This is a genomic window from Pelagerythrobacter marinus, from assembly GCF_009827515.1.
Taxonomy (GTDB): domain Bacteria; phylum Pseudomonadota; class Alphaproteobacteria; order Sphingomonadales; family Sphingomonadaceae; genus Pelagerythrobacter; species Pelagerythrobacter marinus.
Genome location: NZ_WTYO01000002.1, coordinates 619,706 through 642,731 on the forward strand (window position 1 = coordinate 619,706; position 23,026 = coordinate 642,731).

Below are 23,026 nucleotides of genomic sequence, written 5' to 3' on the forward strand. Positions count from 1 at the left end.
CGCAGCCGACCCGCTCAGAACCGGGTTTCGTAAGTGACGCGGACGACGCGCTCGCCTTCGGCCGGGACGGGGACCGTCCACTTGCGCCGGTCGATGTTCAGTTGCTGCCCGGGCAGGTCCTCGCTGACGATGCGATAGTCGTTGCCCCACCAGCCACGGTCGAGCCCGGCCTGGACGAGATCGACCTCGACCGGCGCGGCCTTGGCGTTGGTGAAGGTGTAGCGCATCGTCGTGCGGTAGAAATTCGTCGGCCGTTCGACCTCGACTTCCTCCACCGTCTCGCCTTCGCGGATCACGCGATAGCGCGCGCTGCGCTGCCATTCGGCGGCGCTGATCGTCTCGCGGCTTTCGACTTCGGCCTGCACGAAGATGTCGAAGGCCTGGCCGGTGCGCAGGCTCAGCTCGCTGCCCATCGGCGTGTGATCGATGAAGTTCTCGCCGATGAACTGGGCGTTCCCGCGGCTGTCGCGCTGGTAGAAGCGGACCGCCCCTTCCGGCAGGGCATCGCCAAGCCCGCCCTCGCGCGAGGAGGAGAAGGCGATCTCGCTCGCCACGTTGACCGGATCGCTGTCGCTCGCCAGCCAGCCGACCGTGCGCGCATAGACCTTGCGCGCGGGCACGCCCTGCACGTCGAGAAAGCTGACCTGCTTGGTCTGGTTGTTCGCGATCGTCGTGCGCGCGCCGATCGGGTAGAGGTAGAAATCGCCGACCCGCTCGCGCCCCGCGCTCTCGGTCCCCGGCCGCACCATGCCGCCGCGGCCCGCCCGGCGATAGCTGCCGCCGCCGGGGTCGCCGGCGACCAGCAGGGTGTCGGCGGCGTGGAAGGTCGTGCCGGTCTCGTTCGTCAGGGTGACCCAGCCCTGCATGTCGATCGTCCCGGCCCCTTCGTCGTAGAGCGCGACGTAATCGGCCGACCAGTCGAGCCCGCTGGTGAGATAGCGGATCGCGGCCGGCCGCGTGCCCGCCTCCGAACTGTCGACCGTGACCGACAGCGTGGGCCGCGCGCGCAAGTTGGGCGGCACCCGGTCGAACACCGCGCGCACCGGCAACCCGTCGTCGCGCAGGATCTCTATCCGGTCGCCGATCCGCACCACGACGCCGCCCGCGGTGGACAGCACGGTCGCGCGTTCGCGGGTCTCGGCGCCGGTGGCCGGGTTGGTGCGCACGAGCGTGATGGTCTGCCCGATCGCCTTTTCCATCAGCTTGCCCGGCGTCAGCAGGTCGAAGTCGAAGTTCTGCTCGACGATCGCCGCGCCCGGGGCGTTGAAGCTCAGCGTTTCGGGCCGGATGTCGCCCGAGACGTCGGGAAACTCGATCCGGCTGCGCCCGCGCGCGATCGGCAGCTGGCGCACGTCCTGCACCAGCGCCTGCCCATCGCTGTAGATGGTGACCGAGACATCGCCCTGCGCCGTCTGCCCGGCGGCATCCTGGCCCACCGCGGCGGGCGTGAGGAGCGTGAAAGACAGTGCGCTGCAGGCGGCGAAAGTGCGAAGCATCGGTGCAGTCCCTCCCTGGCCGGCCCCGGCGATCGTGCCGGAGGGCTCCGGGAAGGGAAGCTAACGCCCCCCGCCCGCCCTGTCAGGTGGAATCTGCGCCCGCCCGGCCCCGGCTCTCGGCCAGGACGCGCGCCACCTCGTCGCTGATCTGCTGGACGCTGAACGGCTTGGCGATGAAATGCATGTCGTCCACGTCGATCTCGCTGCGAAGCTGCTCTTCGGCGTAGCCCGACATGAACAGGACCGGCAGGTCGGGCCGCACCTTGCGGACCGCGCGGACCATCGCCGGGCCGTCCATGCCCGGCATGACGACGTCGGACACGATCAGGTCGAAGGCCCCGCCGTTGGCGATCGCGGCCAGCCCTTCCTCGCCGTCGCAGGCCGTCGTCACCTCGTACCCGGCGCGCGAGAGCGCGCGTTCGGCGACGGCGCGGACCATGTCCTCGTCCTCCACCAGCAGGACGCGCCCGCCCGACGACCAGCCGCTGGCGCGCGCGGCGGCATCCTCGCGCGCCTCGCGCCGTTCGGTGCCGCGGTGGACCGGCAGGTAGATCGTGAACCGCGCCCCTTCGGGCTCGCCGCCCGGCCCCGCGACGTTGTCGGCGAAGATGAACCCGCCCGACTGCTTGACGATGCCATAGACGGTCGAAAGGCCCAGGCCCGTCCCCTTGCCCTGCTCCTTGGTGGTGAAGAACGGTTCGAAGATCTTGCCCAGCAGGCTTTGCGGAATGCCGCCGCCGTTATCCTGCACCACCAGCACGGTGTAATCGGCCACCGGGATGATGTCGGACCCCATCTTGCGCACGTCCGCCGCGGAGACGCGGCGCGTGGCGAGCGTGAGCTTGCCCGTCCCGTCGCCGCGCGCGTGGATCGCGTCGCGCGCGTTGACGGCGAGGTTGACGATCACCTGTTCGAGCTGCTGCGGGTCGGCGCGCACAGGGCCCAGGTCGCGGTCGTGGTGGACGCGGAACACGATCTTTTCGCCCAGCAGCCGTTTCAACAGCTGGCTGACCTCGCTCACCACGTCGGGCAGTTGCAGGACCTCGGGCCGCAGCGTCTGCTGGCGGCTGAAGGCGAGCAACTGGCGCGTCAGGCTGGCGGCGCGGTTGGAATTGGCCCGGATCTGCTGGATATCGTCGTAATCGCTGTCGCCCGGCGTATGGCGCAGCAGCATGAGATCGCAGTAACCGATGATCGCGGTCAGCACGTTGTTGAAATCGTGCGCCACGCCGCCTGCCAGCTGGCCCACGGCCTGCATCTTCGTGGCCTGCGCGACCTGGCGCTTCAGCCGGGTTTCCTCGGTCGTGTCGACCAGGCTCAGCAGGACCGCCGCCTCGCCCAGCCCGCGCACCCCGGCGAGGCCCAGCGAAACCGGCTCGTCCGCCTGGTGGACCAGCCGCACGGCCATGTCTCCGCTGGTCGCGGGCCCGCGGGCGAACCGGCGGACCGCGTCGATCAGCGCGCTCTTGTCTTCGCGCACGACGAGGTCGGACGGGAACGGGGGCAGCCCTTCCTCTTCCCGCGCGACGGCGCGCAGGAAGGCGTCGTTGGCGAACAGGAAGCGGCCGTCGCGGTCGGTCATCGCCAGGCCCAGCGGCAGGGCGCCGAGCAGCGCCTCCAGCTGCGGGGTCGCGGCCACGCTGCCGCCGCCTTCCCAGCCGCCGCCTATGCCCACCCCGCTATCGACCAGCAGCATCAGCGAAGGCACCTCGTCCGCGCGCGCGGGCCGGGCATCGTCGGGATCGCCCAGCGCCACCTGGACCAGCATCTGCGGCGTGCCGCGGCGCCCCTCGCGCGCGAAATAGATCCGCTCGCGATCGTCGGACCGCAGCTGGGCGACGAAATCCTGTCCCGCCAGCGTGGCCGAGGGATCGCCGGTCGCGCGTTCGGCGAAACCGGTGCTGACCGCGCGGATCGCGCCGTCGGTGCCGACGACCGCCGCCTCTATTCCCGAATGCGACAGGAACGCGCCCAGCGGGCCGGCGATCCACTCGCCGATGCGCGCCACCGGGTCTTCCAGCGTCAGCGGGGTGAAGCGCCAGACCAGGTAATCGCTGCCGCGGCCGACCCGTTCGGCCTCCCCCCGCCAGCCGGCCGGGCCGCCTTCGCGGCCCAGCGGCTCGGCCAGGCCGCGCCCGTCGCGCCAGGCCTCGCGCGCGGCGCGGACCAGGCGTTCCATCGATTCGCGGTCGAGCGCGAGGTTCGGCGGTGCCTGGGCAATGCCGAACCAGTCGGTATAGGCGGAATTGGCGCAGACCAGCCGGTTGGCCCGGTCGGTCACGGCGATCGCGGTGCCCGGCTGTTCGATCGCGGCGACCGTCACCGACCAGTCGGGCGCGGCGAAGGCCTCTTCCCGGGTGTTCGGCCGGATGCGCGCGATCGCGTAGCCGGCGGCCATCAGCGCGGCCAGACCGACGGCATAGCCGAGCGCGATCGAACCGTCGCGCGTGATCAGCCAGATCAGCCCCGCGCTGGCCACCAGCGCGGCGGCGATCGCCGCGATCAGCGGCATTTCGCCGAGCGATCGGGTCACCTGCCCCGGCTTCACCTCTCGCCCGCCTCCAGGCGCCGGTCGAGCCGCGCCTCCATCTGGCGCAGCCGCCGCGCCCGCTTGCGCGCCACGATCAGACGCCAGATCACGCTCGACAACAAGTATCCCAGCGCCGCCGAGACGACCGACAGGACGACGAAGCCGAAGGCCGTCACGCCCGCGACCTGGAAGGCATCGATGGCGAAGGCCCAGCGGCCGCTGGCCAGTTCGTCGTTGGCAAAGCCCACCGTCACCGCGTCCACTTTCAGCACGAAGCGCCCGACCTTGTTCGCCACCAGCAGCCAGAACGGCAGGGTGAAGGGATTGGTGACGAATGTCACCAGCGCGGAAACCGGCACGTTGGCCCGCGCCGGCAGGGCGAGGAAGGCGGCGAGGAAGATCTGGCCCACCGGCACGATGAAGGCGGCGAACAGCCCCAGCGCGACGCCCCGCGGGACGGAGCGGCGGGTGAAGCGCCACAGTTCGGGCGTCAGGAACCGGTGGGCGATCGGCGCCAGGTACTTGTTGCGCGCCATCGTCTCGCGCGTGGGCATGTGCTTGCGCAGCCAGTCGGCGAGGAAGGTCTTGGAAGGCTTGCCGGTCATCGTCCTGCAATCGCAATGGGCGCGGCACCGCGCGAGGGCAAGGGCGGCACGGCGAAATCTGGCGAACCGGTCATCACGCGCGATATGGGTACGAACGCGCGGATGGCCACCGCGTGAACGCCGGCGCGCGCGGTCAGCGGTTTTCGCGAAGGAGGCGCGCCTTGTCGCGCTTCCAGTCGCGCTCCTTGATCGTCTGGCGCTTGTCGTGCGCCTGCTTGCCCTTGGCCAGGGCCAGTTCCACTTTCGCCCGCCCGGTCGCGTTGAAATAGACCGACAGCGGCACCAGCGTCATGCCCTTGCGCTCGACCGCGCCGAACAGGCGTTCGATCTCGCGCGCGTGGAGCAGCAGCTTGCGCGGGCGGCGCGGCTCGTGGTTGAACCGGTTGCCGTGGCTGAACTCGGGGATATTGGCGTTGACCAGCCAGACTTCGCCCTCGCGCACCTCGGCATAGCTTTCGGCGATCGAGGCCTCGCCCGCGCGCAGCGATTTCACCTCGGTCCCCTGGAGCGCGATCCCCGCCTCGAACTTGTCCTCGATATGATAATCGAACCGCGCGCGCCGGTTCTCGGCGACGGTCTTTTGCTTGTCGAACGTGGCGGGCTTGGGACGGGCCATAAGGCCGCGGCATGTAGGGGTTCGCGGGCCGATGGAAAAGCCCCATCGGCACTGCGCGCGGGAACCGCCCCCCCTCCCCCGTCCGTTGGCAGGACAAGGAGACCCGAAGATGCACGAACCCGACCACAATTCGGAAGACCGCGTGCGGATCGACGCGCGCGATGCCCGCGGCGGCGAAGTGATCCTGCGCCGGCGCCGCAACCGCACGATCTTCATCGCCGGGCTGGTCGCCTTCGCCGTCCTGGCGATCGCGCTGCGCCTGTTCGGCTGAGGCGATGCCGGGGGAAAGCGCGGAAGAAGCGGCGGACGGGCCCGCGCGCCTTTACCTGCTGTGGATCGACCCGACGGCGCAGGGCGAGGCGATCGACCTCAACGGCGACGGGCACCCGCTGGCCGACGGCCTGTGGCTGGTCCGCAGCGCGCTGGACAGGTCCGGCCTCTATCACCGGATCAAGTGGCAATTGCCCGAAGGGGCCGCGCTGCTGCTCGCGCCGCTCGCCGACCAGCGCGACGGCTGGCCCAAGTTCAAGGGGCTCGCCCCCGGCGCGCTCGCCTGGCTGCGCGCGGGCGAAGCGGGCTAGGCGAAGCGGCCCTGGTCGTCCTGCGCGGTGAGGAAGGCGACCAGCGCCTTCACTTTCTTCTGCCGCCACTGCGGCATCGGCGCGACGAGCCAGTACGCACGGCGCCCCTCGTCCGGGCCCTCCAGCGCCTCCAGCCGGCCGTCGGCCAGCGCGTCCTCGACCAGCAGGTACGGCAGGACCGCCTTGCCGAGCCCGGCGACCGCGCTCGACAGCGCCTGCCCGGCATTGCCGACTTCCACGCTCGCTTCCGCGCCTTCGGGCAGCGGGGCGCCCGGCCAGTCGATCCAGTTGTCGAGCACTTCGGCAGAGGCGCCGCTGGCCGCGACCACCACGCGGCGCGCGGGCGCCAGCTCGACCCCTTCCAGCTCGCCCGGCCCATCGACCAGGCGAACCGCGAAATCGAGGTTCGTCTCGGTGAAATCGGCGTTCTCGTCGGCGACGAAGCGGAACCGGATGCCCGGGTTATCCTCGCGGAAGGCGGCCAGGCGCGGGGCCAGCCACTGGGCGTAGAACTCGCGCGGGGCCGCGATCGTGTAGCGGTCGCTGGCCTGGCCGGCCTGCATCGACTGGACCGATTCCTCGAACTTCAGGAACCCTTCGCGCAGCGAATCGAGCCCGGCCATCCCCTCTTCGGTCAGTTCCAGCCCCTTGGACGTGCGGCGGAACAGGACGGTGCCGAGATGATCTTCCAGCGCGCGAATCTGCTGGCCGACCGCGGCCGGGGTCACGGCAAGCTCGTCCGCGGCGCGGGTAAAGCTCAGGTGGCGGGCAGCCGCGTCGTAGACGCGCAGCGCGTTCAAGGGCAGGTGCGTACGCTTCATCGTGCCGATGCGGATAGCGCCAAGGCGCTGGCGCCGCAATCTCGCCGGGTGTAACAGATCGGTAACACGCAGCCACCAAGGGGGCGGCGGAGCTTGGCACGTCGCATGAACGCATTCACGCAAGGCGCGGCCGAACCGGCCGAAGGGGGCAGCGCCGCGGCGGCGGCGGGCGAACGCTACGTGAACCGCGAACTGTCGTGGCTCTCGTTCAATCGCCGCGTCCTGGCCGAGTCGGAAAACGAACGCTATCCGCTGCTCGAGCGGCTGCGGTTCCTGTCGATTTCGGCCAGCAACCTCGACGAATTCACGATGATTCGCGTCGCCGGGCTGGAAGGCCAGGCCAACCGCGGGATCGAAACGACCGCGATCGACGGGCTCGATCCCCGCCAGCAACTGGCCGCGATCCGCGAACAGGTCCTGGCGGTCGAGGCGCGCCAGCAGCGCGCGCTGGGCACGCTGCGCGGCCTGCTGGCCGACGAAGGGATCCTGATCGCCGAGATCGACCAGCTCGACGATCGGCAGCAGGCCTGGCTGGAAGACTATTTCACCACCGACATCCTGCCGCTGATCACCCCGCAGGCGATCGACCCGTCGCACCCCTTCCCCTTCGTCGCGAACCTCGGGATGGGGGTGCTGTTCCGGCTCAAGCGCGGCCGGCGGCAGGCGGACCTGGTCGAAATGGTCCTGATACCCAGCGGCGCCCCGCGCTTCGTCCGGCTGCCGGGCAAGCAAGCGGTCTACGTCGCGATCGAGAAGCTGATCGTGCGCTATGCCGCGCAGCTTTTCCCCGGCTTCAAGATCCTGGGCGACGGGCTGTTCCGCGTCCTGCGCGACAGCGACATCGAGGTGGAGGAAGAGGCGGAGGACCTCGTCCGGTTCTTCCGCACCGCGATCCAGCGCCGCCGCCGCGGCCGCGCGGTCCTGCTGGAGCTGGACCGCGAATGCGACCCCGCGGCCGAGACGCTGCTGCGCGAACAGTTCGACGTCGACGCGGCCATGACCATCAAGTCCGAAGGGATGCTGGGGCTGCGCCATCTCGACGCGATCTGCGCCGAACCGCGCCCGGATCTGAAGTTCGCGCCCTTTTCCCCCCGCTACCCCGAACGGATCCTGGCGCACGACGGCGACTGCTTTTCCGCGATCCGCGAGAAGGACATCGTGATCCACCACCCTTACGAGAGCTTCGAGGTGGTGGTCGATTTCCTGCACCAGGCAGCGACCGACCCGGCAGTCGTCTCGATCAAGCAGACGCTCTACCGCGCGGGCGACCAATCGCCGGTGATCGCGGCGCTGATCGACGCCGCGCAGGCGGGCAAGGCGGTGACCGCGGTGGTCGAACTGAAGGCCCGCTTCGACGAAGAACGCAATATTCGCTGGGCGACCGAGCTGGAACGGGCCGGCGTGCAGGTGATTTACGGTTTCATGGAGTGGAAGACCCACGCCAAGGTCAGCCTCGTGGTCCGCCGCGAGGAGGACGGCTACCGCACCTACTGCCATTTCGGCACGGGCAACTATCACCCCACCAATGCGCGGATTTACACCGATCTCAGCTATTTCACCGCCGACCCTGCGCTGGGGCGCGACGCGGCCAAGCTGTTCAACTTCGTCACCGGCTATGTCGAGCCGCGCGGGACCGAGCGGATCGCGATCTCGCCCCTGGGCCTGAAGCAGCGCCTGTTCGAACTGATCGACCGCGAGATCGCCAATGCCCGCGCGGGCAAGCCGGCCGGGATCTGGGCCAAGCTGAACGCGATCACCCACCGCGAGGTGATCGACAAGCTCTACGAGGCGAGCGCCGCCGGGGTCGAGATCCAGCTCGTCGTGCGCGGCATCTGCTCGCTGCGTGCCGGGGTGCCCGGCCTGTCGGAGAACATCCAGGTCAAGTCGATCATCGGCCGCTTCCTCGAACACAGCCGCATCTGGGCCTTCGCCAACGGGCACCGCCTGCCCAGCAAGCACGCACAGGTCTACCTGACCTCGGCCGACGCGATGAGCCGCAACCTCGACCGGCGGGTGGAAGTCATGGTGCCGATGGTGAACCGGACCGTGCACGACCAGGTGCTGGACCAGGTCATGCTGGCCAATATCCTCGACACCGAACAGAGCTGGCTCCTGCGGCCCGACGGGCAGTATGAACGGATGCGCGTGCCGCCCGGCGCCGAAGGGGGCGAGGCCGAAGGCTTCAACTGCCACGACTATTTCATGAGCAATCCGTCGCTTTCCGGCCGCGGCGCCGCGCTGAAGGCCGGGGCCGTGCCCAAGCTGCGGCTGGAGGACGATCCCGCATGACCGCCTATCGCCCCCTGTCCCTGCGCGCGCTGCGCCCCGGCCACGACGATCGCCGCGCGGTGATCGACATCGGCTCCAACACCGTGCGGCTGGTGGTCTACGATGGCCCGCCGCGCAGCCCGCGCACGATGTGGAACGAGAAAGTCGTCGCCCGCCTCGGGCGCGACCTGGCGGCGACCGGGCGCATTCCGGGCGAGGCCCGCGAACAGGCGCTGGCCGCGCTGGCCCGCTTCGCCCTGCTGACGCGCGAGCTCGACGTCCACGACGTCCAGACCGTGGCCACGGCCGCCGCGCGCGAGGCGGAAAACGGCCCCGAGTTCCTCGAAAGCGTCCGGGCCCTGGGGCTGGAACCACGCCTGCTGACGGGGGAGGAAGAGGCGATCGCCTCGGCCTACGGCGTCATCGGCGCATTTGCCGGGGCGCGCGGGGTCATCGCCGACCTCGGCGGCGGCAGCCTCGAGCTGGTCGGGATAGAGGACGGCCAGTGCCGCGACGGGGACAGCCTGCCGCTCGGCACGCTGCGGTTGCCGGCCCTGCGCGCCGGCAAGGCGGGCGCGTTCGAACGGGCGGTGGAAAAGACGCTGAAGAAAGCCGGCTGGGCCGCCGCGCAGCCGGGGCCGCTCTACATGGTCGGCGGCACCTGGCGCGCGCTCGCGGCCTATGCCATGCGCTCCGACGACTACCCCCTTACCGATCCGCACGGCTTCCGCCTCACGCGCGGGCAGGCGGCGAAAGTCGCCGGCAAGGTGGCCGGGAGCGATCCGGCGCAGCTGGCGGAGATCGACGGGATCGGCTCCGCGCGCGCGGGGGCCCTGCCCGATGCCGCGGCCCTGCTGCAGGTCATGCTGCGCGAACTGGAGCCCGAAGGGCTGGTCTTTTCCAGCTGGGGCCTGCGCGAAGGGCTGCTCTACCAGCGGCTCGAACCGCTGGAACGCGACAAGGATCCGCTGATCGTCGCCGTGGCCGACTTCGCCGCCCCGATGAAGAGCGCAATCACCGATGCCGCGCTGATGAGCGCCTGGGTCGTCGATATCGCGGACGGCGGCGGACCGCAGAGCGAACGCCTGCGCCTCGCCGGGGCGCTCCTGTCGTTGGCGCTGCACCGGGTGGAGCCCAATTTCCGCACCAGCCAGGCACTCGAATGGGCGCTGGACAAGCGCTGGGTCGGCCTCGACGCGCGCGGGCGGGCCATGATCGCGGCCATGCTTCTGGGCAGTTGCAACAAGACCGCCTGGCCCACGCGCGTCGGTGCCCTGGCGAGCGAGGAGGACTTGCGCGAGGCCATGGCCTGGGGCCTCGCCATGCGCCTCGCCCGGCGGCTGGGCGCGACCTCGCGCGTATCGCTGATGACCAGCGCGCTGGCCCGCACGAAGAAGAAACTGGTCCTGCGGCTCGACGAAAGCCGCGCCGCGCTGGCCGGCGAAGGGGTCATGCGCGACCTCGCCGGGCTGTCGGACTGGATGGACCTCGCGCCCGAGTTGCAGATTACGGCCTAGCCGCGCGGAGGGCGCCTTTCGCGGGCCCGCCGGCGCGATACCGGGCGCGCTAGTCCGCGGTGGCGGGGGCGGCGAGCGGAAAATAGGGAATTCGCACTTCCAGCGGCGTGCCGTCGGCGCGATGGAAGGTATAGAACCCTTCCATCGACCCGTGCGGAGTCGGCAGCGGGCAGCCCGACACGTAATCGTGGCTTTCGCCCGGGGTCAGGACCGGCATTTCACCCACCACGCCCTCGCCATCGACGAGGTTCACCGCCCCGCGCGCATCGGTGATTCGCCAGTGCCGGGTCATCAGCTGGACCCGCTCGGTCGATCCGTTCTCGATCCGGATATGATAGACCCAGAACCACTTCCCCGCCTCGGGCTGCGACTGCTCGGGCAGGAAATTCACCGCCACCCGAACGGTGATCCCCTCAGTGATCGCGGCGTGTTGGAACAGCTGTTTCATCGCGACACCAAGGATAGAGGCACCGGTGGCGGACGGTAAAGGCCGGATTGCGCGCCGGGCGGCAAATCTCAATCCGCCGGGTTATGCCGATGAAGAAAATCGAGCAGGGCCGACAGGAACTCGGCCTCGTTCTCGGGGTCTTCGAGGTGGTGCGTGTCGTCCAGCACCAGAGTTTCAAGGGCCACGCCGGCGTCCTTCGCGGCATCGACCATCAGGGTGAACTGGCGCAGCGGCACGACCTTGTCATGGCGCCCCTGGGCAAGGAACACCGGCCGGGACAGCCGGCGAGCCTGGCGCGCCGGGGATATCGCATCTTCGTCGAAGTCTTCCTCGCCCCGAACGCGCTCGCGCCATTGCGAATAGGTCGAACGATGGAGGAAACGCCGGTCGTGGCGCAGCATGTCCTCCCAGTCGGTAACGCCCGAGTAACTGGCCGCGCAGCGATAACGCTCCGGGTTGCGGATGGCACCCCAGAGGGCCGCGTAGCCGCCATAGCTGGCGCCCACCAGGCACACGCGCGCGGGATCGGCGAATCCGGCTTCCACCGCCCAGTCCATCGCGTCGTCGAGGTCGTCCTGCATCGCGCCCCCGATCTGCCCGGCACCCAGCGCCTCGAACGCTTCGCCCCTGCCGGAGGAACCGCGGAAATTGGGCTGGAGAACGGCATAGCCACGATTGGCGAGAAGCTGCACCCAGTCGCTGTAGACCAGTGCGTCGCGCACGCCGAAGGGTCCGCCGTGAGGCATGACGATCAACGGCAGTCGCTCGCGCCCGCTCCCGCGCGGCAGGGTCAGGTAGGCGCGAATCTCGGTCCCGTCGCGGGCAGTGAAGCTATGCGCGCTCGATGGAGCCAGGTGACGGATGTCGATCTGCGGCCTGATATTGCCGACCAGGTCGAGCCGGCCCTCGCCCGGCGTGAAGACATAGAGACCGCCGGGATCGGCCGGCCCCGACTGCCGCACGAGCATCCGGTCGGTGCCGGCGAGGTCGATCATCCTCACGTTGCTACCCGGCAGAACCTGCTGCAACCGCTGCTGGAGCGCGCGCAATTCCCCGTCGAACCAGTGGGTGCGCGGCTCGTCATCCGTATAGACGACGCCCAGGAGCCGACCGGACGCGTCGTAGACCGCACGGTCGAGATCCCATTCCGCATGTTCGTAGACCACGCGGCCCAGTTCCCCCGTGCGATAGTCGATCTCTCGCAGGACGCGGCGTCCGCCGTCGCCGGATGCCATGACGTAGCCGAGATCGCTGCCTGCCCTAAAGCTCGGTTCGCGCCAGTACGACCATGCATCGCTGCCAGCCGAAACGCGCGTGATCTTGCGGAACGGCTCGCCGGGCCCCGAACGATACCATATCCGGGCCGAACCGTATTCGCTGAACCGCATCCCCAGCCGCACCACCCCGGCATTGTCGGCCCACCAGCGGTCCACGCCTCGGGTCTTTTCCTGCACGCGTTCGGGTTCGGCGCCCTCGCCCTGGTCCAGCGACACGCGCCAGACTTCCGGGCTGGCGGTCTGGTCCCGCCGTACCGAGAGGAGGAAGTAACGTCCCGCGCGATCGACGTGGATCACGTCATCGCCGACGATCCCTTGCTTCAGCCCGACGTAGCGAAGCGTCTGCCGCGGGACATCGAAGGCCATGAGGCGCGAAAAGCGCGCGTGATAGCGGTTGTTCTCCTGCTCCAGCATGACCGAGACGAGCAGGGTGTCGTCCCCTGCCCAGCGGAACCAGTTGACGTCGTCCGCACTGCCCAGGTCGACCGCCGAAAGCGCCCGCAAGTCGTCGGAAGAATGGACTTTGAGGATCGCCCTCCCGTCCTCGACCCGCACATAGGCGAATGCGGCCCCCGTGGCCGAAAGCTCGGCGTCGGCAAGCCCGGCAGGCGCAGTGAAGGCCTCGACCGGGATCGTGGGCGGGGCGGTTTCCGCTCCGGCTTCGGGCACCGCCACCCCGGACGCCGTGGCCGCGTCCGGACCGGCCAGCGACAGCAGCGCGGTGAACAGGCCGACGGACCACGATCGCATTGCTTCCCCCCCGTTTCGCTCCCGGGGGAAAAGCTAGCGCCGGGTCCGCCCGATTAAAAGCCCGCCGCGGACAGGGCGCGGTCGAGGTCTTCGCGCAGGTCTTCCGGGTCTTCGAGGCCGACGTTGATCCGCAGGAGCCCCTCGGTCACGCCCATCTCGGCGCGCGCGTCCTCGCTCATGCCCGCGTGGGTCGTGCTGGCCGGGTGGCACATGAGGCTGCGGGCATCGCCGATGTTGTTGGAGATGTCGATCAGCTCGAGCGCGTCGAGCAGGGCGAAGGCTTTCTCCCGGCTGCCGAGGTCGAGCGCGAAGATCGGGCCGAAGGCATCCATCTGCCGCGCCGCGAGGGCATGGCCGGGATGGCTTTCGAGCCCCGGGTGCAGCACCCGGGGGCCGCGTTCTTCGACGAACCGGCCGAGTTCCAGCGCGTTCTCGCTCTGCCGGTGGGCGCGCAGGTCCAGCGTTTCCAGCCCCTTGTGCACGATCCAGGCGTTGAACGGGGAAAGGCTGGGCCCGGTGTTGCGCTGGAACGGCAGCAGCGTTTCATCGATGAACTCGCGGCTGCCGCAGACCGCGCCGGCCAGCACGCGCCCCTGGCCATCCATCAGCTTGGTCGCGCTGTAGGCGACGATGTCGGCCCCGAATTCGAGCGGGCGCTGCAGCGCGGCGGTGGCGAAGGCATTGTCTACCACCGTGGTGATCCCCTTCGCCCGCGCGAGGCCGCAGACATGGGCGAGATCGACGACGTCAAGCGTCGGGTTGGCCGGGGTCTCGAAGAAGAAGACTTTGGTGTTCGGGCGGATCGCCGCTTCCCACGCGGCATTGTCCGCGCTGTCGATCACGGTCGTCTCGATCCCGAAGCGGGGGCACAGGTGATCGACCAGCCAACGGCAAGAGCCGAAGGCGGCACGGGCGGCCACGACGTGATCGCCGACCGAAAGCTGGCACAGCAGCGCCGCGGTCATCGCCGCCATGCCGCTGGCCTGGGCGCGGCAGGCCTCCGCCCCTTCCATCAGGGCGATGCGTTCCTCCAGCATGGCGACCGTCGGGTTCTGCAGGCGGGAATAGGTCATCCCCTCCTCCTCCCCCGCGAAACGGGCGGCGACGGTGGCCGCGTCGTCGTAGGTATAGCCGGAGGTGAGGAACAGCGCCTCGCTCGTTTCCCCGTGCTCGCTGCGCCAGGTGCCGCCGCGCACGGCCCGGGTGGCCGGGCGCCATTTGCGGGTCACCGCGCGATCCATGCCGATCGTCTTCTTCATCGCCGGCGCTCTAACGGCGCGCGGGCGGGCAGCGCAACGAAAAAGGGCGGCGCCGCGGCGCCGCCCTTTCCCTATTCCAAGCGATCGGCGCGTCAGACGCTGACCGGATCCTCGTCATCGTCTTCGGAGACGATCAGGATGACCATGCCGATAGCCGCCAGCGCGGCGATGATCAGGCCGGCGCTGATCCCCGAACCGGCCAGTTCCGACTCACCGGCAACCGGCTGCGCGGCGCGATCGGCCGCCTGGGCCTGCGCCGCCACCGGAGCAGCCGCGAGCGATGCCGCGGCGGTCGCGAAAAAGAAATTACGAAGCTTCATACAAACTGACCCTTCCGTTCCATGGATGTTACATCACCGAGGACAATGAAGGACCTAAGCAGATCGTTCCCGTAACTCCAAGCCCTTTTGTGAAAATACATGAACTCGGCCCGTCGTATAGATACAACGCCTCGTGGATCAGGACGGGCTGAGGTGGGAGCTGCCGGGAAGGTCGGGCGACTCGGGCGTGCCCGGTGTCCATCCGTCCGGCGTGCGGACCATGAGAGTGCGGCACCAGCGGCACCTGCCGACGTATGTCGTGCCTTCGCGGCGAACGCGTTTTCGCCGAACCTTGTGACCGAATAGCGTACATGCCCAGTGACGAGCCATCGAATCCCTCCGTTGTGGAGCGCCCCGACCAAGTGCCTTCGGAAAAGTTGTCCCGCTCGTTGCGCGAATCGCGCGCAGCGGCGGGCTGTTCTCTTTGGCGGCTGCATACACCGGGCGTGCACCGCCTGTTAAGTATAAATCCCCGGGTGCCCGGACTTGCCCCATCGCGGGACGGACACTATCCGTCCGCGCGATGAGCCCGGCGCACGATCACCAGCGCGACCCGATCGGAGCCTGCGCCGCAATCGCAATCGCTTTCCTCGGCCTGTGCCTCGTGCGCATCTCGGTCCCCGGCGATCCCTATTTCGACGAGATCCACTATCTTCCCGCGGCACGCGAGCTGCTGGGAGGGGGGGCGTACCTCAACCGCGAGCATCCGCTGCTGGGCAAGGAACTCATCGCGCTGGGCATCGCGCTGTTCGGCGACCACGCCTGGGGCTGGCGGACGATGCCCGCGCTCGCCGGTGCGGGCGCGCTGTTCGCGTTCTCCCGCGCGGCCTGGTTCGCGACCGCATCGCGCTTTGCGGCGATCGCCTACGCCATCCTGCTCGCCAGCGGATTCGCGCTGTTCGTTCACAGCCGGATCGCCATGCTCGACGTGTTCTCCGTCGCTTTCTTCGCGCTGGCGCTGTGGCAATGCGCGGCTGCGGTGCGCGAGCCGGAAACGGGCCGCCGGCGGCTGGCGGTCGCCGGGGTCGCGCTGGGCCTGTCGATGGCGGCGAAGTGGAACGCGGTGCCGCTGGCAGTCGTGCCGGGTCTCGCTTTCTTCGCCGCGCGGCTGGCGGCGGGCCGGCGGCGCCTGCTGACCAGCCGGCGCGGCATTCCCGTTCCCGGCCTTTCGCTGGCCGAGGCGGCGATCTGGCTCGGCCTCGTGCCGCTGGCGGTCTACTGGCTGACGTTCCTGCCGGCCTATTTCCTGTCCACCGGGGCCCTGCCGGCCAACGGCTTCGTCGCCCTGCACCGCGAGATCGTCGCCCTGCAGGAAAGCGTGGTCGAACCGCACCCCTACCAGTCGCGCTGGGCCGAATGGGTGCTGAACCTGCGTGCCATCTGGTATCTCTACGAGCCGATCGAGGGCGCGCACCGCGGGATCGTGCTGCTGGGCAACCCGCTGACGATGCTGCTCGGCCTCCCCGCGCTTGGCTGGGCCGCGTGGCGCGCGCTGGCAGGCGAGCGCGCGGCGCTGGCCATCGTCGTGCTCTATGCGGTCAGCCTCGGTTTCTGGATAGTGGTGAACAAGCCGGTCCAGTTCTATTACCACTATTTCCTGCCGAGCTGCTTCCTGCTCGGTGCGCTGGCCCTCGCGCTCGACGCGCTGTGGCAGCGCGGCCGGCGCGGCCTCGCGGCGGGGACGCTGGCCGCCAGCCTGGCGCTGTTCGCCTGGTTCTACCCGATCCTCAGCGCCGCGCCGCTGGCGGACAGGCACGCCTTCGTCGCCTGGACCTGGCTGCCCGGCTGGCGCTAGGGCCTCAGCGACGCTTCCAGACGAAGCGGCTCGACAGGGCGTAGTTCCACACGGCCCCGACCACGATGCCCGCCCCCGCGGCGGCGAGCCAGTGAACGCCGTGCCCCTCGAGCAGCCCGGCCACCGCGACATTGGCCAGCGCGCCGACCGCGCAGGCCGCGCAGAATCCCGCCCAGCCGCGCAGGAGGGCAACTGCCCCCCGCAGCCGCCGGTCGCGATAGGTCAGCCAGTTGTTGAGCCAGAAATTGAACGTCATCGCGGCGAAGGTCGCCGCGGCCTGCGCCGGGACGAAAGCCGCGTCGCCGGCGCGGAACAGCAGGGCCAGCACGGCGAGATGGACCAGCACGCCCAGCCCGCCGACCGTGCCGAACAGCGCGAAGCGGGTCGGCACGATGCGGCCGAAGGTCTTGTCGTAGAGCCCGACGAGGAAATCGAACGCGACCGCCCGGTCGAGCTTGCTCGCTCCGCTGCGCCGGGCGGCGAAATGCAGCGGAAACTCGCGCACCCGCAGCGGTTCGGGCGCGCTGGCGAGGAGATCGAGCAGGACCTTGAAGCCGATCTGCGACATGCGCGGGGCGATCGCCCGCGCGCGCGCGGTCGGCAGCGCGAAATATCCGCTCAGCGGATCGCTGAGGTCCACCCGCGCCAGCCGCCGCGCGAGGCGCCCGGCCAGGCGCGAGCCGCGCTCGCGCCCCGCCCCGGCCAGCCCCGCGGCGCTCGCCCCGGGGATATATCGGCTGGCAACCGCGACATCGCATTCGCCACCCTCGAGCGCGGCCAGCATCGCGGGCAGAAGGGCGGGATCGTGCTGGTGGTCGGCATCCATCACTGCCACGAAAGGCGCGGCGGTCGCGCAGATCCCCTCGATCGCGGCGGAGGAGAGGCCGCGGCGGCCGATCCGTTCGATCACTCGCAGGCGCGGATCGGCGCGGGCAATGCGGCGCGCCTCGTCCGCCGTGCCGTCGGCGCTCGCGTCGTCGACCACGATCGCTTCCCAGCCGCGCGGGCCCAGCGCCTGTTCGATCCGCGCCAGCAGCGGCGCGACGTTCTCGCGTTCGTCGAGCGTGGGCAGGACGATGGCGAGCCGCAGCGTCAAAGGCGCTCCAGCACCGCGTCGCCGATTGCGGCCGTCCCGGCATCGCCGCCCAGGTCGCCCCCGCGCACGCCGTCGGCCAGCGCGCGCGCCACCGCGCTCTCGATCCGCGCGGCATCGGCTTCGCGGCCGAAGGAATGGCGCAGCATCATGGCCGCGGACAGGATCGTGGCCATCGGGTTGGCCCGCCCCTGCCCGGCGATGTCGGGCGCGCTGCCATGGATCGGCTCGTAGAGGCCGAACGTGCCGAAATCGGTCGCGCGCTCGCCGAGCGAGGCGCTGGCCAGGAGCCCGATCGACCCCACGCACATGCTCGCCTGGTCGGACAGGATGTCGCCGAAGAGGTTGCCGGTCACGATCACGTCGAACCGGCCTGGTTCGCGCACGAGCTGCATCGCCGCATTGTCGACGTACATGTGTTCGAGCGTGACGTCGGGATAGTCGGCGGCGACCGCGTTCACCACGTCGCGCCAGAGCTGGCTGGTTTCGAGCACGTTGGCCTTGTCCACGCTGACCAGCCGGCCCTTGCGCCCCTGCGCCGCGCGGAAGGCGATATGCGCGATCCGGCGCACCTCGCCCTCGGCATAGGCCATCATGTCCCAGCCCTGCCGCTGCCCGTCGTCGAGCGTGCGCGTGCCCTTGTCGCCGAAATAGACGTCGCCGTTCAGCTCGCGCACGATCAGCAGGTCGATCGCCGCGGCGACCTCGGGCCTCAGAGCAGACATCGTCTCGAGCCCGGCGAAGGTCGTCGCCGGGCGCAAGTTGGCGAACAGGCCGAGCTGCGCGCGCAGGCCCAGGATCGCCTGTTCGGGGCGCAAGTGGCGCTCCAGCCCGTCGCAGGCCGGGTCGCCGACCGCGCCGAACAGCACGGCGTCGGCCGCGCGCGCCATCTCCAGCGTTTCGGCGGGCAGCGGGTGCCCATGGCGGCGATAGGCGATCCCGCCCACGTCGCCTTCGAACAGGGTCAGCCCCGGCAGGTCGAGCGCCTCGAGCACGCGCAGCGCCTGCCGCGTCACCTCGGGGCCGATCCCGTCGCCGGGAAATACCGCAATCTTCATGATCTCATCCGCCCCAGTCGCTCGTGCAGCATGGTGCGCGCGGCCATAACATCGCCCCGCCGGTCGGCAAGCAGGTAGCGTTCGAGCAGGGGGCCGTGGGCGGCAAAGATTTCCAGCAGCGGCTCAAGCCCTGCTTCGGCCGGGGGCGGCGCGCCCCCATAGCCCAGTTCGCGCAGCAGCAGCGCCTCGTAGGCGACCAGGCCCTGGAGCCAGCCGCGCGCCGAGGGCGCATGGCAGATCGCGTCGAGCACGGCCGCCAGCGCGCGGTAGATATTGGGGTAGGCGTTGCGTTCCGGCAGGGCGGTCGCGGTCAGCGCGGTGACCCACCCGATCGCCGCCGCGGGCAGCGGCTCGCCCAGCCACGGCCCCCGGCTTTCGACCAGTTCGAGGCGCGCGAAAGGCAGCTGGCTTTCGGAGCGCGCGCGCAAGTCGATTTCCACTACATTGCCCGGGATCACCACCGGCCGCAGCGCGCGCCCGCGCCCGCCCGCGACATAGCCGGCGACGAGGCCGTGCCCCTCGGTCATCGCGCGCACGATCACCGCCGTTTCCCCATGCGGGCGCGCGGCGACGACAATGGCCGGTGCTGTCAGTTGCAACGCGTTTCCCCGCGTCGAAGGCGCCCTGCGTCAGCCGCCGCCGATGCGCGCCTCCAGCGCGGCGACGCGATCGGCCAGCGCCTCGTTCTCTTCGCGCGCGCGGGCGGCCATCGCCTTGACCGCGTCGAATTCCTCGCGGCTGACGAAGTCCATCCCGCCCATCGCTTCCTTGACCCGCTCGCGCGCACTCTCGCGCGCCTCGCGGGTCATGCCGGCGAACGTGCCGGCCGCGCCGTTGAGCAGCTTGACGAAATCGGCGATCATCGGGTTCTGGCTCTGCATGGGCACCAGATGGGCCCGCGGGGATTTATTGTCCAGTCCCAAGCGCCCCCCGGCTTCAGAGCGCGATACGTTCAACCGCGCCGTTGCCGCCCGCGGCCCCGTCGGCGCCGGGGTTCATGCGCAGGAACTCGTAATTGAGCACGGTCGCGAAGAGGATCCACGCCAGGTAGGGCAGCAGCAGTATCCCGGCCAGCCGCCGCACGCGCCAGAACAGCGCGACCGTGGCGATGACGAGCAGGTCCAGCACGACGAGAATGCCCAGCGCCAGCGTCATCTCGTGCGCGCCGAAGAAAGCCGGCGTCCATGTCAGGTTGAGCGCGAACTGCACCGCGAACAGCGCGATCGCCGCGGTCCGTCCGCGCGCGCCCCAGGCGCTGCAGACGAGCGCGAGGGCGAGGCCCATGAGGATGAACAGCGCGGTCCAGACGATGCCGAACCACATCGGCTCGGGGAAGATCGCGGGCTTGGCCAGCGCGCGGAACCACTCGCTGTCGGCGGTCCAGATCCGGCCCGGCAGGACGCCGAGCAGGAGGCACACCGGCACGGTGAAAAGCGCCCAGCGAATGAAGCTGGCGCGCAACTGTCCGCGCGAGGCGAGAGTGGTCATCTATATCCCCCGAAAATGCGTGACCCGGTCGATTCGACCGCGGGGATAGTGACGGGGCCCCGGGCCGCGCGCAAGCGCGCCCGCGCAACCTGTGCCGCGCCGGGATGGCCGCGCGATTGCGGTGCGATCCAGAGATGCGATGCGAGGGCGCGATTCAGCCGCGCAGCGCGGAAACGAGGAATTCCACGTTGCCCTCGGGCCCGGTGATCGGGCTTTCCACGATCCCCTCGACCCGCCAGCCCGCGCCCGTCAGCCATTCGCGCACTTCGTCGCAGACCCTCGCGTGCAGCGCGGGGTCGCGCACGACCCCGCCCTTGCCCACTTCCTCGCGCCCGACCTCGAACTGCGGCTTGATCAGGGCCACCAGACGACACCGCGGCGCGGCCAGTTCCATCGGCCTTTCCAGGACCTTGGCGAGCGAAATGAAGGAGGCGTCGCAGACGATCCAGTCGCAGGGGCGATCGATCTGCTCGCGGGTGAGGATGCGCGCGCTGGTCTTCTCCAGCACGGTGACGCGCGGGTCCTGCCGCAGTTTCCACGCCAGCTGGTTGGTCCCGCTGTCGATCGCGAAGACATGCTCCGCCCCCCCGGCCAGCAGGACATCGGTGAACCCGCCGGTCGAGCTGCCGACGTCCATCGCCACCGCGCCGGCCGGGTCGAGCGCGAAATGCCCGATCGCGTGGGCCAGCTTGATCCCGCCGCGCGAAACCCACGGGTGATCGCGCCCGCGCACTTCGAGCGGCGCGTCCGCGCGCAATTGCTGACCGGGCTTGGCCAGCTTCGTCTCGCCCGAGAACACGAGGCCCGCCATGACCAGCGCCTGCGCGCGGGTGCGGCTCTCGGCAAGGCCGCGGCTGACGAGAAGCTGGTCGAGGCGTTGCTTGGCAGGCATGGACCCGAACGCGGTTAGCGATCATTGTCCAGTTGAGAAACCTTGGAGATTCGCTTGACCCCGATCCGCGCCCGCTCCCGCACCCTTGCCTTTGCCGCCTGCCTCGCGCTGGCCGGCTGTGTCCAGCCCGCGCCCGAGCCGACCCCCGCGCCCCCGACACCGACGCCGACGCCCGAACCGGCGCCGCCGCCGGTCGTGCAGCCGACTTACGACAACTGGATGGATGCCCCGGCGACCCCGGGCGACTGGCATTTCCGCATGGCCGAGGGCCGGTCGCAGGCGGTCTTCGGCCCGACCAGCGGCGCCGCGGCCTTCGCGCTGACCTGCAACCGCGCGCAGCGCACCGTCACGCTGACGCGCGCGGGCGCCCCGGGGGCGGAGCCGGCGATGCATATCCGCACCGAGACGCGCGACCGCACCGTGCCCGCGGCCGCCGGCACCTCGCAGACGCTCGCCGCCACCCTGCCGGCGAACGACCCGCTGCTGGCGGCCATGGCATTTTCCAAGGGGCGCTTCGCCGTGGAAACGCCGGGCCTGCCGACGCTCTACATCCCCGCCTGGCCCGAAGTGACGCGGGTGATCGAGGATTGCCTGTGAGGGCCCTTCGCGGACGGTGTAAAGGGGATAGCATGAAAAAGGCCCGCGAAACCTCGCGAGCCACAGCGACCAATTCTGACGTGGGATAAGTTTTTTTCAAGGCTTGTATTAACCGAATCGCTGACTCAAATTGGTGCCCGAGGCCAGCGGCGAGCGCGGCACTCACCCCGGGGTGAAACGCGGGGTTCGGCTAAATAGCGCGAAAGGAGGTGATCCGATGTCTCATGGTTCAGCAGGGAGGTCGGTACGTTTCCGCACGGAGCACTATCGCTGAACAGACAGCGATAGAGGCTACGTGAGCGGCGCTATCGGCCGCTGACCATGCGAAGGGCAGTTCCCCGACGGGCGGAACTGCCCTTCTCATTTTTGCGGGGCTCATTTCTTCGGGGGCTTATCTTACGGCGGCTTCTTCGATCGCCGCTGTCCCGCACGCGGCCGCCCGCCCGGGCCCGCCCGCCCCACCGGCATCGCGGGCATCGGCGGGGACTTGCCCTGCCCGCTTCGCCCCATTACCCGGCGCGCATGGATTTCGAGCACATCCCCCATGCCGCCCCCGTCCCGTCCGCCACGCGCGACGAGGCGCTCGCCAACCCCGGTTTCGGCACGCTGTTCACCGATCACATGGTCGTGATCGATTACCACGCCGACAAGGGCGGGTGGCATTCGGCGCGGGTATGCCCGCGCGAGCCGATCGCGCTCGACCCGGCGGCGGCCGTCCTGCACTACGCGCAGGAAATCTTCGAAGGGATGAAGGCCTATCGCCAGGAAGACGGCGGCGTCGCCCTGTTCCGGCCCGAGGCGAACGCCCGCCGCTTCAACGCCAGCGCCGAGCGCATGGCGATGCCGCAACTGCCGGAAGAACTGTTCATCGAGTCGATCCGCCGCCTGATCTCGGTCGACCGGGACTGGATCCCGACGATCGAGGGCGGTTCGCTATACCTGCGCCCCTTCATGTTCGCGAGCGAGGCCTTCCTCGGGGTGCGGCCGGCGCGCGAATACAAGTTCCTCGTCATCGCCAGCCCGGCGGGCAGCTATTTCAAGTCCGGCGCGCCGGCGGTGAAGATCTGGGTCAGCAGCGACTATGTCCGCGCCGCCCCGGGCGGGACCGGCGCGGCCAAGACCGGCGGCAACTATGCCGCCAGCCTGGTGCCCCAGGCCGAAGCGATCGAGAAAGGCTGCGACCAGGTCGTGTTCCTCGACGCGGTCGAGAAGAAATGGATCGAGGAACTGGGCGGGATGAACCTGTTCTTCGTGTTCGACGACGGCACCGTCGTCACACCCCCGCTGACCGGCACGATCCTGCCCGGCATCACCCGCGACAGCCTGATCCGGCTCTTGCGCGAGGAAGGGCTGACCGTGCGCGAGGAGGCCTATTCGATCGACCAGTGGCGCGCGGACGCGGCCAGCGGCCGCCTGGTGGAGACGATGGCCTGCGGCACGGCCGCGGTCGTCACGCCGGTCGGCACGGTCGCCGGGCACGACGGCGAATTCACCATCGGCAGCGGCGGGCCGGGCCAGCTGACCAGCAAGCTGCGCGACAAGCTGGTCGGCATCCAGCGCGGCCGGGTGGACGACACCTACGACTGGATCGCGCGCCTCACCTGAAGCGTACCTG

22 protein-coding genes are annotated in these 23,026 nt (G+C 69.9%); 7 read left to right on the forward strand and 15 right to left on the reverse strand.

Features of this window, described 5'->3' with window-relative positions:
* Positions 1-14: 14 nt before the first annotated feature.
* From GRI72_RS06790 to smpB, 4 genes are all read right to left on the reverse strand, one after another.
* Entirely contained in the window at positions 15-1,496 is a 1,482-nt protein-coding gene (locus tag GRI72_RS06790) for a DUF4139 domain-containing protein (protein ID WP_160733156.1), read from the reverse strand.
* An 82-nt stretch (positions 1,497-1,578) separates the two neighbouring features.
* Positions 1,579-4,008 (reverse strand): hybrid sensor histidine kinase/response regulator, encoded by a 2,430-nt coding sequence (locus GRI72_RS06795; protein ID WP_160733250.1) that lies wholly within the window; start codon positions 4,006-4,008, stop codon positions 1,579-1,581.
* Between the two features lie 32 nt (positions 4,009-4,040).
* Positions 4,041-4,631, reverse strand: a complete 591-nt coding sequence (locus GRI72_RS06800; RefSeq protein WP_160733157.1) for a DUF2062 domain-containing protein — start codon at positions 4,629-4,631, stop codon at positions 4,041-4,043.
* Positions 4,632-4,764: 133 nt separating this feature from the next.
* The gene (smpB, locus tag GRI72_RS06805; RefSeq protein WP_160733158.1) at positions 4,765-5,247 is read right to left on the reverse strand and encodes an SsrA-binding protein SmpB; all 483 of its coding nucleotides are present in this window, start codon (positions 5,245-5,247) and stop codon (positions 4,765-4,767) included.
* A gap of 109 nt (positions 5,248-5,356) precedes the next feature.
* Between smpB and GRI72_RS06810 the strand changes: the two genes are divergently transcribed.
* Complete coding sequence (locus tag GRI72_RS06810; RefSeq protein ID WP_160733159.1) at positions 5,357-5,518, forward strand: peptide ABC transporter permease; 162 nt, start codon at positions 5,357-5,359, stop codon at positions 5,516-5,518.
* 4 nt (positions 5,519-5,522) lie between these two features.
* Positions 5,523-5,828: a hypothetical protein gene (locus tag GRI72_RS06815; protein ID WP_160733160.1), complete on the forward strand. Its 306-nt coding sequence runs from the start codon at positions 5,523-5,525 to the stop codon at positions 5,826-5,828.
* Here the strand turns inward: GRI72_RS06815 and GRI72_RS06820 are convergent.
* Positions 5,825-6,649, reverse strand: coding sequence for a LysR substrate-binding domain-containing protein (locus GRI72_RS06820; protein ID WP_160733161.1), 825 nt, complete (start codon positions 6,647-6,649; stop codon positions 5,825-5,827). The two genes, GRI72_RS06815 and GRI72_RS06820, sit on opposite strands and share 4 nt — an antisense overlap.
* 105 nt (positions 6,650-6,754) lie before the next feature.
* Here GRI72_RS06820 and GRI72_RS06825 point away from each other — a divergent pair, with 105 nt between their 5' ends.
* A complete protein-coding gene (locus GRI72_RS06825; RefSeq protein ID WP_160733162.1) occupies positions 6,755-8,938 on the forward strand; it encodes an RNA degradosome polyphosphate kinase in 2,184 nt (727 codons plus the stop codon).
* Complete coding sequence (locus GRI72_RS06830; protein WP_160733163.1) at positions 8,935-10,434, forward strand: Ppx/GppA family phosphatase; 1,500 nt, start codon at positions 8,935-8,937, stop codon at positions 10,432-10,434. The genes GRI72_RS06825 and GRI72_RS06830 overlap by 4 nt, the downstream gene beginning before the upstream one ends.
* Positions 10,435-10,483: 49 nt before the next feature.
* On the opposite strand, the gene apaG is transcribed toward GRI72_RS06830, so the two are convergent.
* From apaG to GRI72_RS06850, 4 genes are all read right to left on the reverse strand, one after another.
* Positions 10,484-10,882 (reverse strand): Co2+/Mg2+ efflux protein ApaG, encoded by a 399-nt coding sequence (apaG, locus tag GRI72_RS06835; protein WP_160733164.1) that lies wholly within the window; start codon positions 10,880-10,882, stop codon positions 10,484-10,486.
* A 68-nt stretch (positions 10,883-10,950) separates the two neighbouring features.
* Entirely contained in the window at positions 10,951-12,909 is a 1,959-nt protein-coding gene (locus tag GRI72_RS06840; RefSeq protein WP_160733165.1) for an alpha/beta hydrolase family protein, read from the reverse strand.
* A gap of 53 nt (positions 12,910-12,962) precedes the next feature.
* Complete coding sequence (locus tag GRI72_RS06845) at positions 12,963-14,168, reverse strand: trans-sulfuration enzyme family protein (RefSeq protein ID WP_160733166.1); 1,206 nt, start codon at positions 14,166-14,168, stop codon at positions 12,963-12,965.
* A gap of 92 nt (positions 14,169-14,260) precedes the next feature.
* On the reverse strand, positions 14,261-14,488 hold the full coding sequence (locus GRI72_RS06850) for a hypothetical protein (RefSeq protein ID WP_160733167.1): 228 nt from the start codon (positions 14,486-14,488) through the stop codon (positions 14,261-14,263).
* A gap of 523 nt (positions 14,489-15,011) precedes the next feature.
* Between GRI72_RS06850 and GRI72_RS06855 the strand changes: the two genes are divergently transcribed.
* The gene (locus GRI72_RS06855; RefSeq protein ID WP_160733168.1) at positions 15,012-16,283 is read left to right on the forward strand and encodes a phospholipid carrier-dependent glycosyltransferase; all 1,272 of its coding nucleotides are present in this window, start codon (positions 15,012-15,014) and stop codon (positions 16,281-16,283) included.
* A 4-nt stretch (positions 16,284-16,287) separates the two neighbouring features.
* Here GRI72_RS06855 and GRI72_RS06860 read toward each other — a convergent pair whose 3' ends face one another.
* The 6 genes from GRI72_RS06860 to GRI72_RS06885 all read right to left on the reverse strand — a co-directional run bounded on the left by GRI72_RS06860 (position 16,288) and on the right by GRI72_RS06885 (position 20,814).
* Complete coding sequence (locus GRI72_RS06860; RefSeq protein ID WP_160733169.1) at positions 16,288-17,379, reverse strand: glycosyltransferase; 1,092 nt, start codon at positions 17,377-17,379, stop codon at positions 16,288-16,290.
* A complete protein-coding gene (gene leuB / locus GRI72_RS06865; protein ID WP_160733170.1) occupies positions 17,376-18,434 on the reverse strand; it encodes a 3-isopropylmalate dehydrogenase in 1,059 nt (352 codons plus the stop codon). Before leuB ends, GRI72_RS06860 begins: the two co-directional genes overlap by 4 nt.
* Positions 18,431-19,033, reverse strand: coding sequence for a DNA repair protein RecO (gene recO / locus GRI72_RS06870; RefSeq protein WP_160733171.1), 603 nt, complete (start codon positions 19,031-19,033; stop codon positions 18,431-18,433). Before recO ends, leuB begins: the two co-directional genes overlap by 4 nt.
* A 30-nt stretch (positions 19,034-19,063) precedes the next feature.
* A complete protein-coding gene (locus GRI72_RS06875) occupies positions 19,064-19,315 on the reverse strand; it encodes an accessory factor UbiK family protein (protein WP_160733172.1) in 252 nt (83 codons plus the stop codon).
* Between the two features lie 55 nt (positions 19,316-19,370).
* Positions 19,371-19,922 carry a TspO/MBR family protein gene (locus tag GRI72_RS06880; RefSeq protein ID WP_160733173.1) on the reverse strand — a complete coding sequence of 184 codons (552 nt, stop codon included), beginning with the start codon at positions 19,920-19,922 and terminating at the stop codon, positions 19,371-19,373.
* 154 nt (positions 19,923-20,076) lie between these two features.
* Entirely contained in the window at positions 20,077-20,814 is a 738-nt protein-coding gene (locus GRI72_RS06885; RefSeq protein ID WP_160733174.1) for a TlyA family RNA methyltransferase, read from the reverse strand.
* A 54-nt stretch (positions 20,815-20,868) separates the two neighbouring features.
* Between GRI72_RS06885 and GRI72_RS06890 the strand changes: the two genes are divergently transcribed.
* Together GRI72_RS06890 and GRI72_RS06895 are read left to right on the forward strand one after the other, a co-directional pair.
* Positions 20,869-21,411 carry a hypothetical protein gene (locus GRI72_RS06890; RefSeq protein WP_202388956.1) on the forward strand — a complete coding sequence of 181 codons (543 nt, stop codon included), beginning with the start codon at positions 20,869-20,871 and terminating at the stop codon, positions 21,409-21,411.
* Between the two features lie 522 nt (positions 21,412-21,933).
* Entirely contained in the window at positions 21,934-23,016 is a 1,083-nt protein-coding gene (locus GRI72_RS06895) for a branched-chain amino acid aminotransferase (protein ID WP_160733175.1), read from the forward strand.
* Positions 23,017-23,026: the final 10 nt, after the last annotated feature.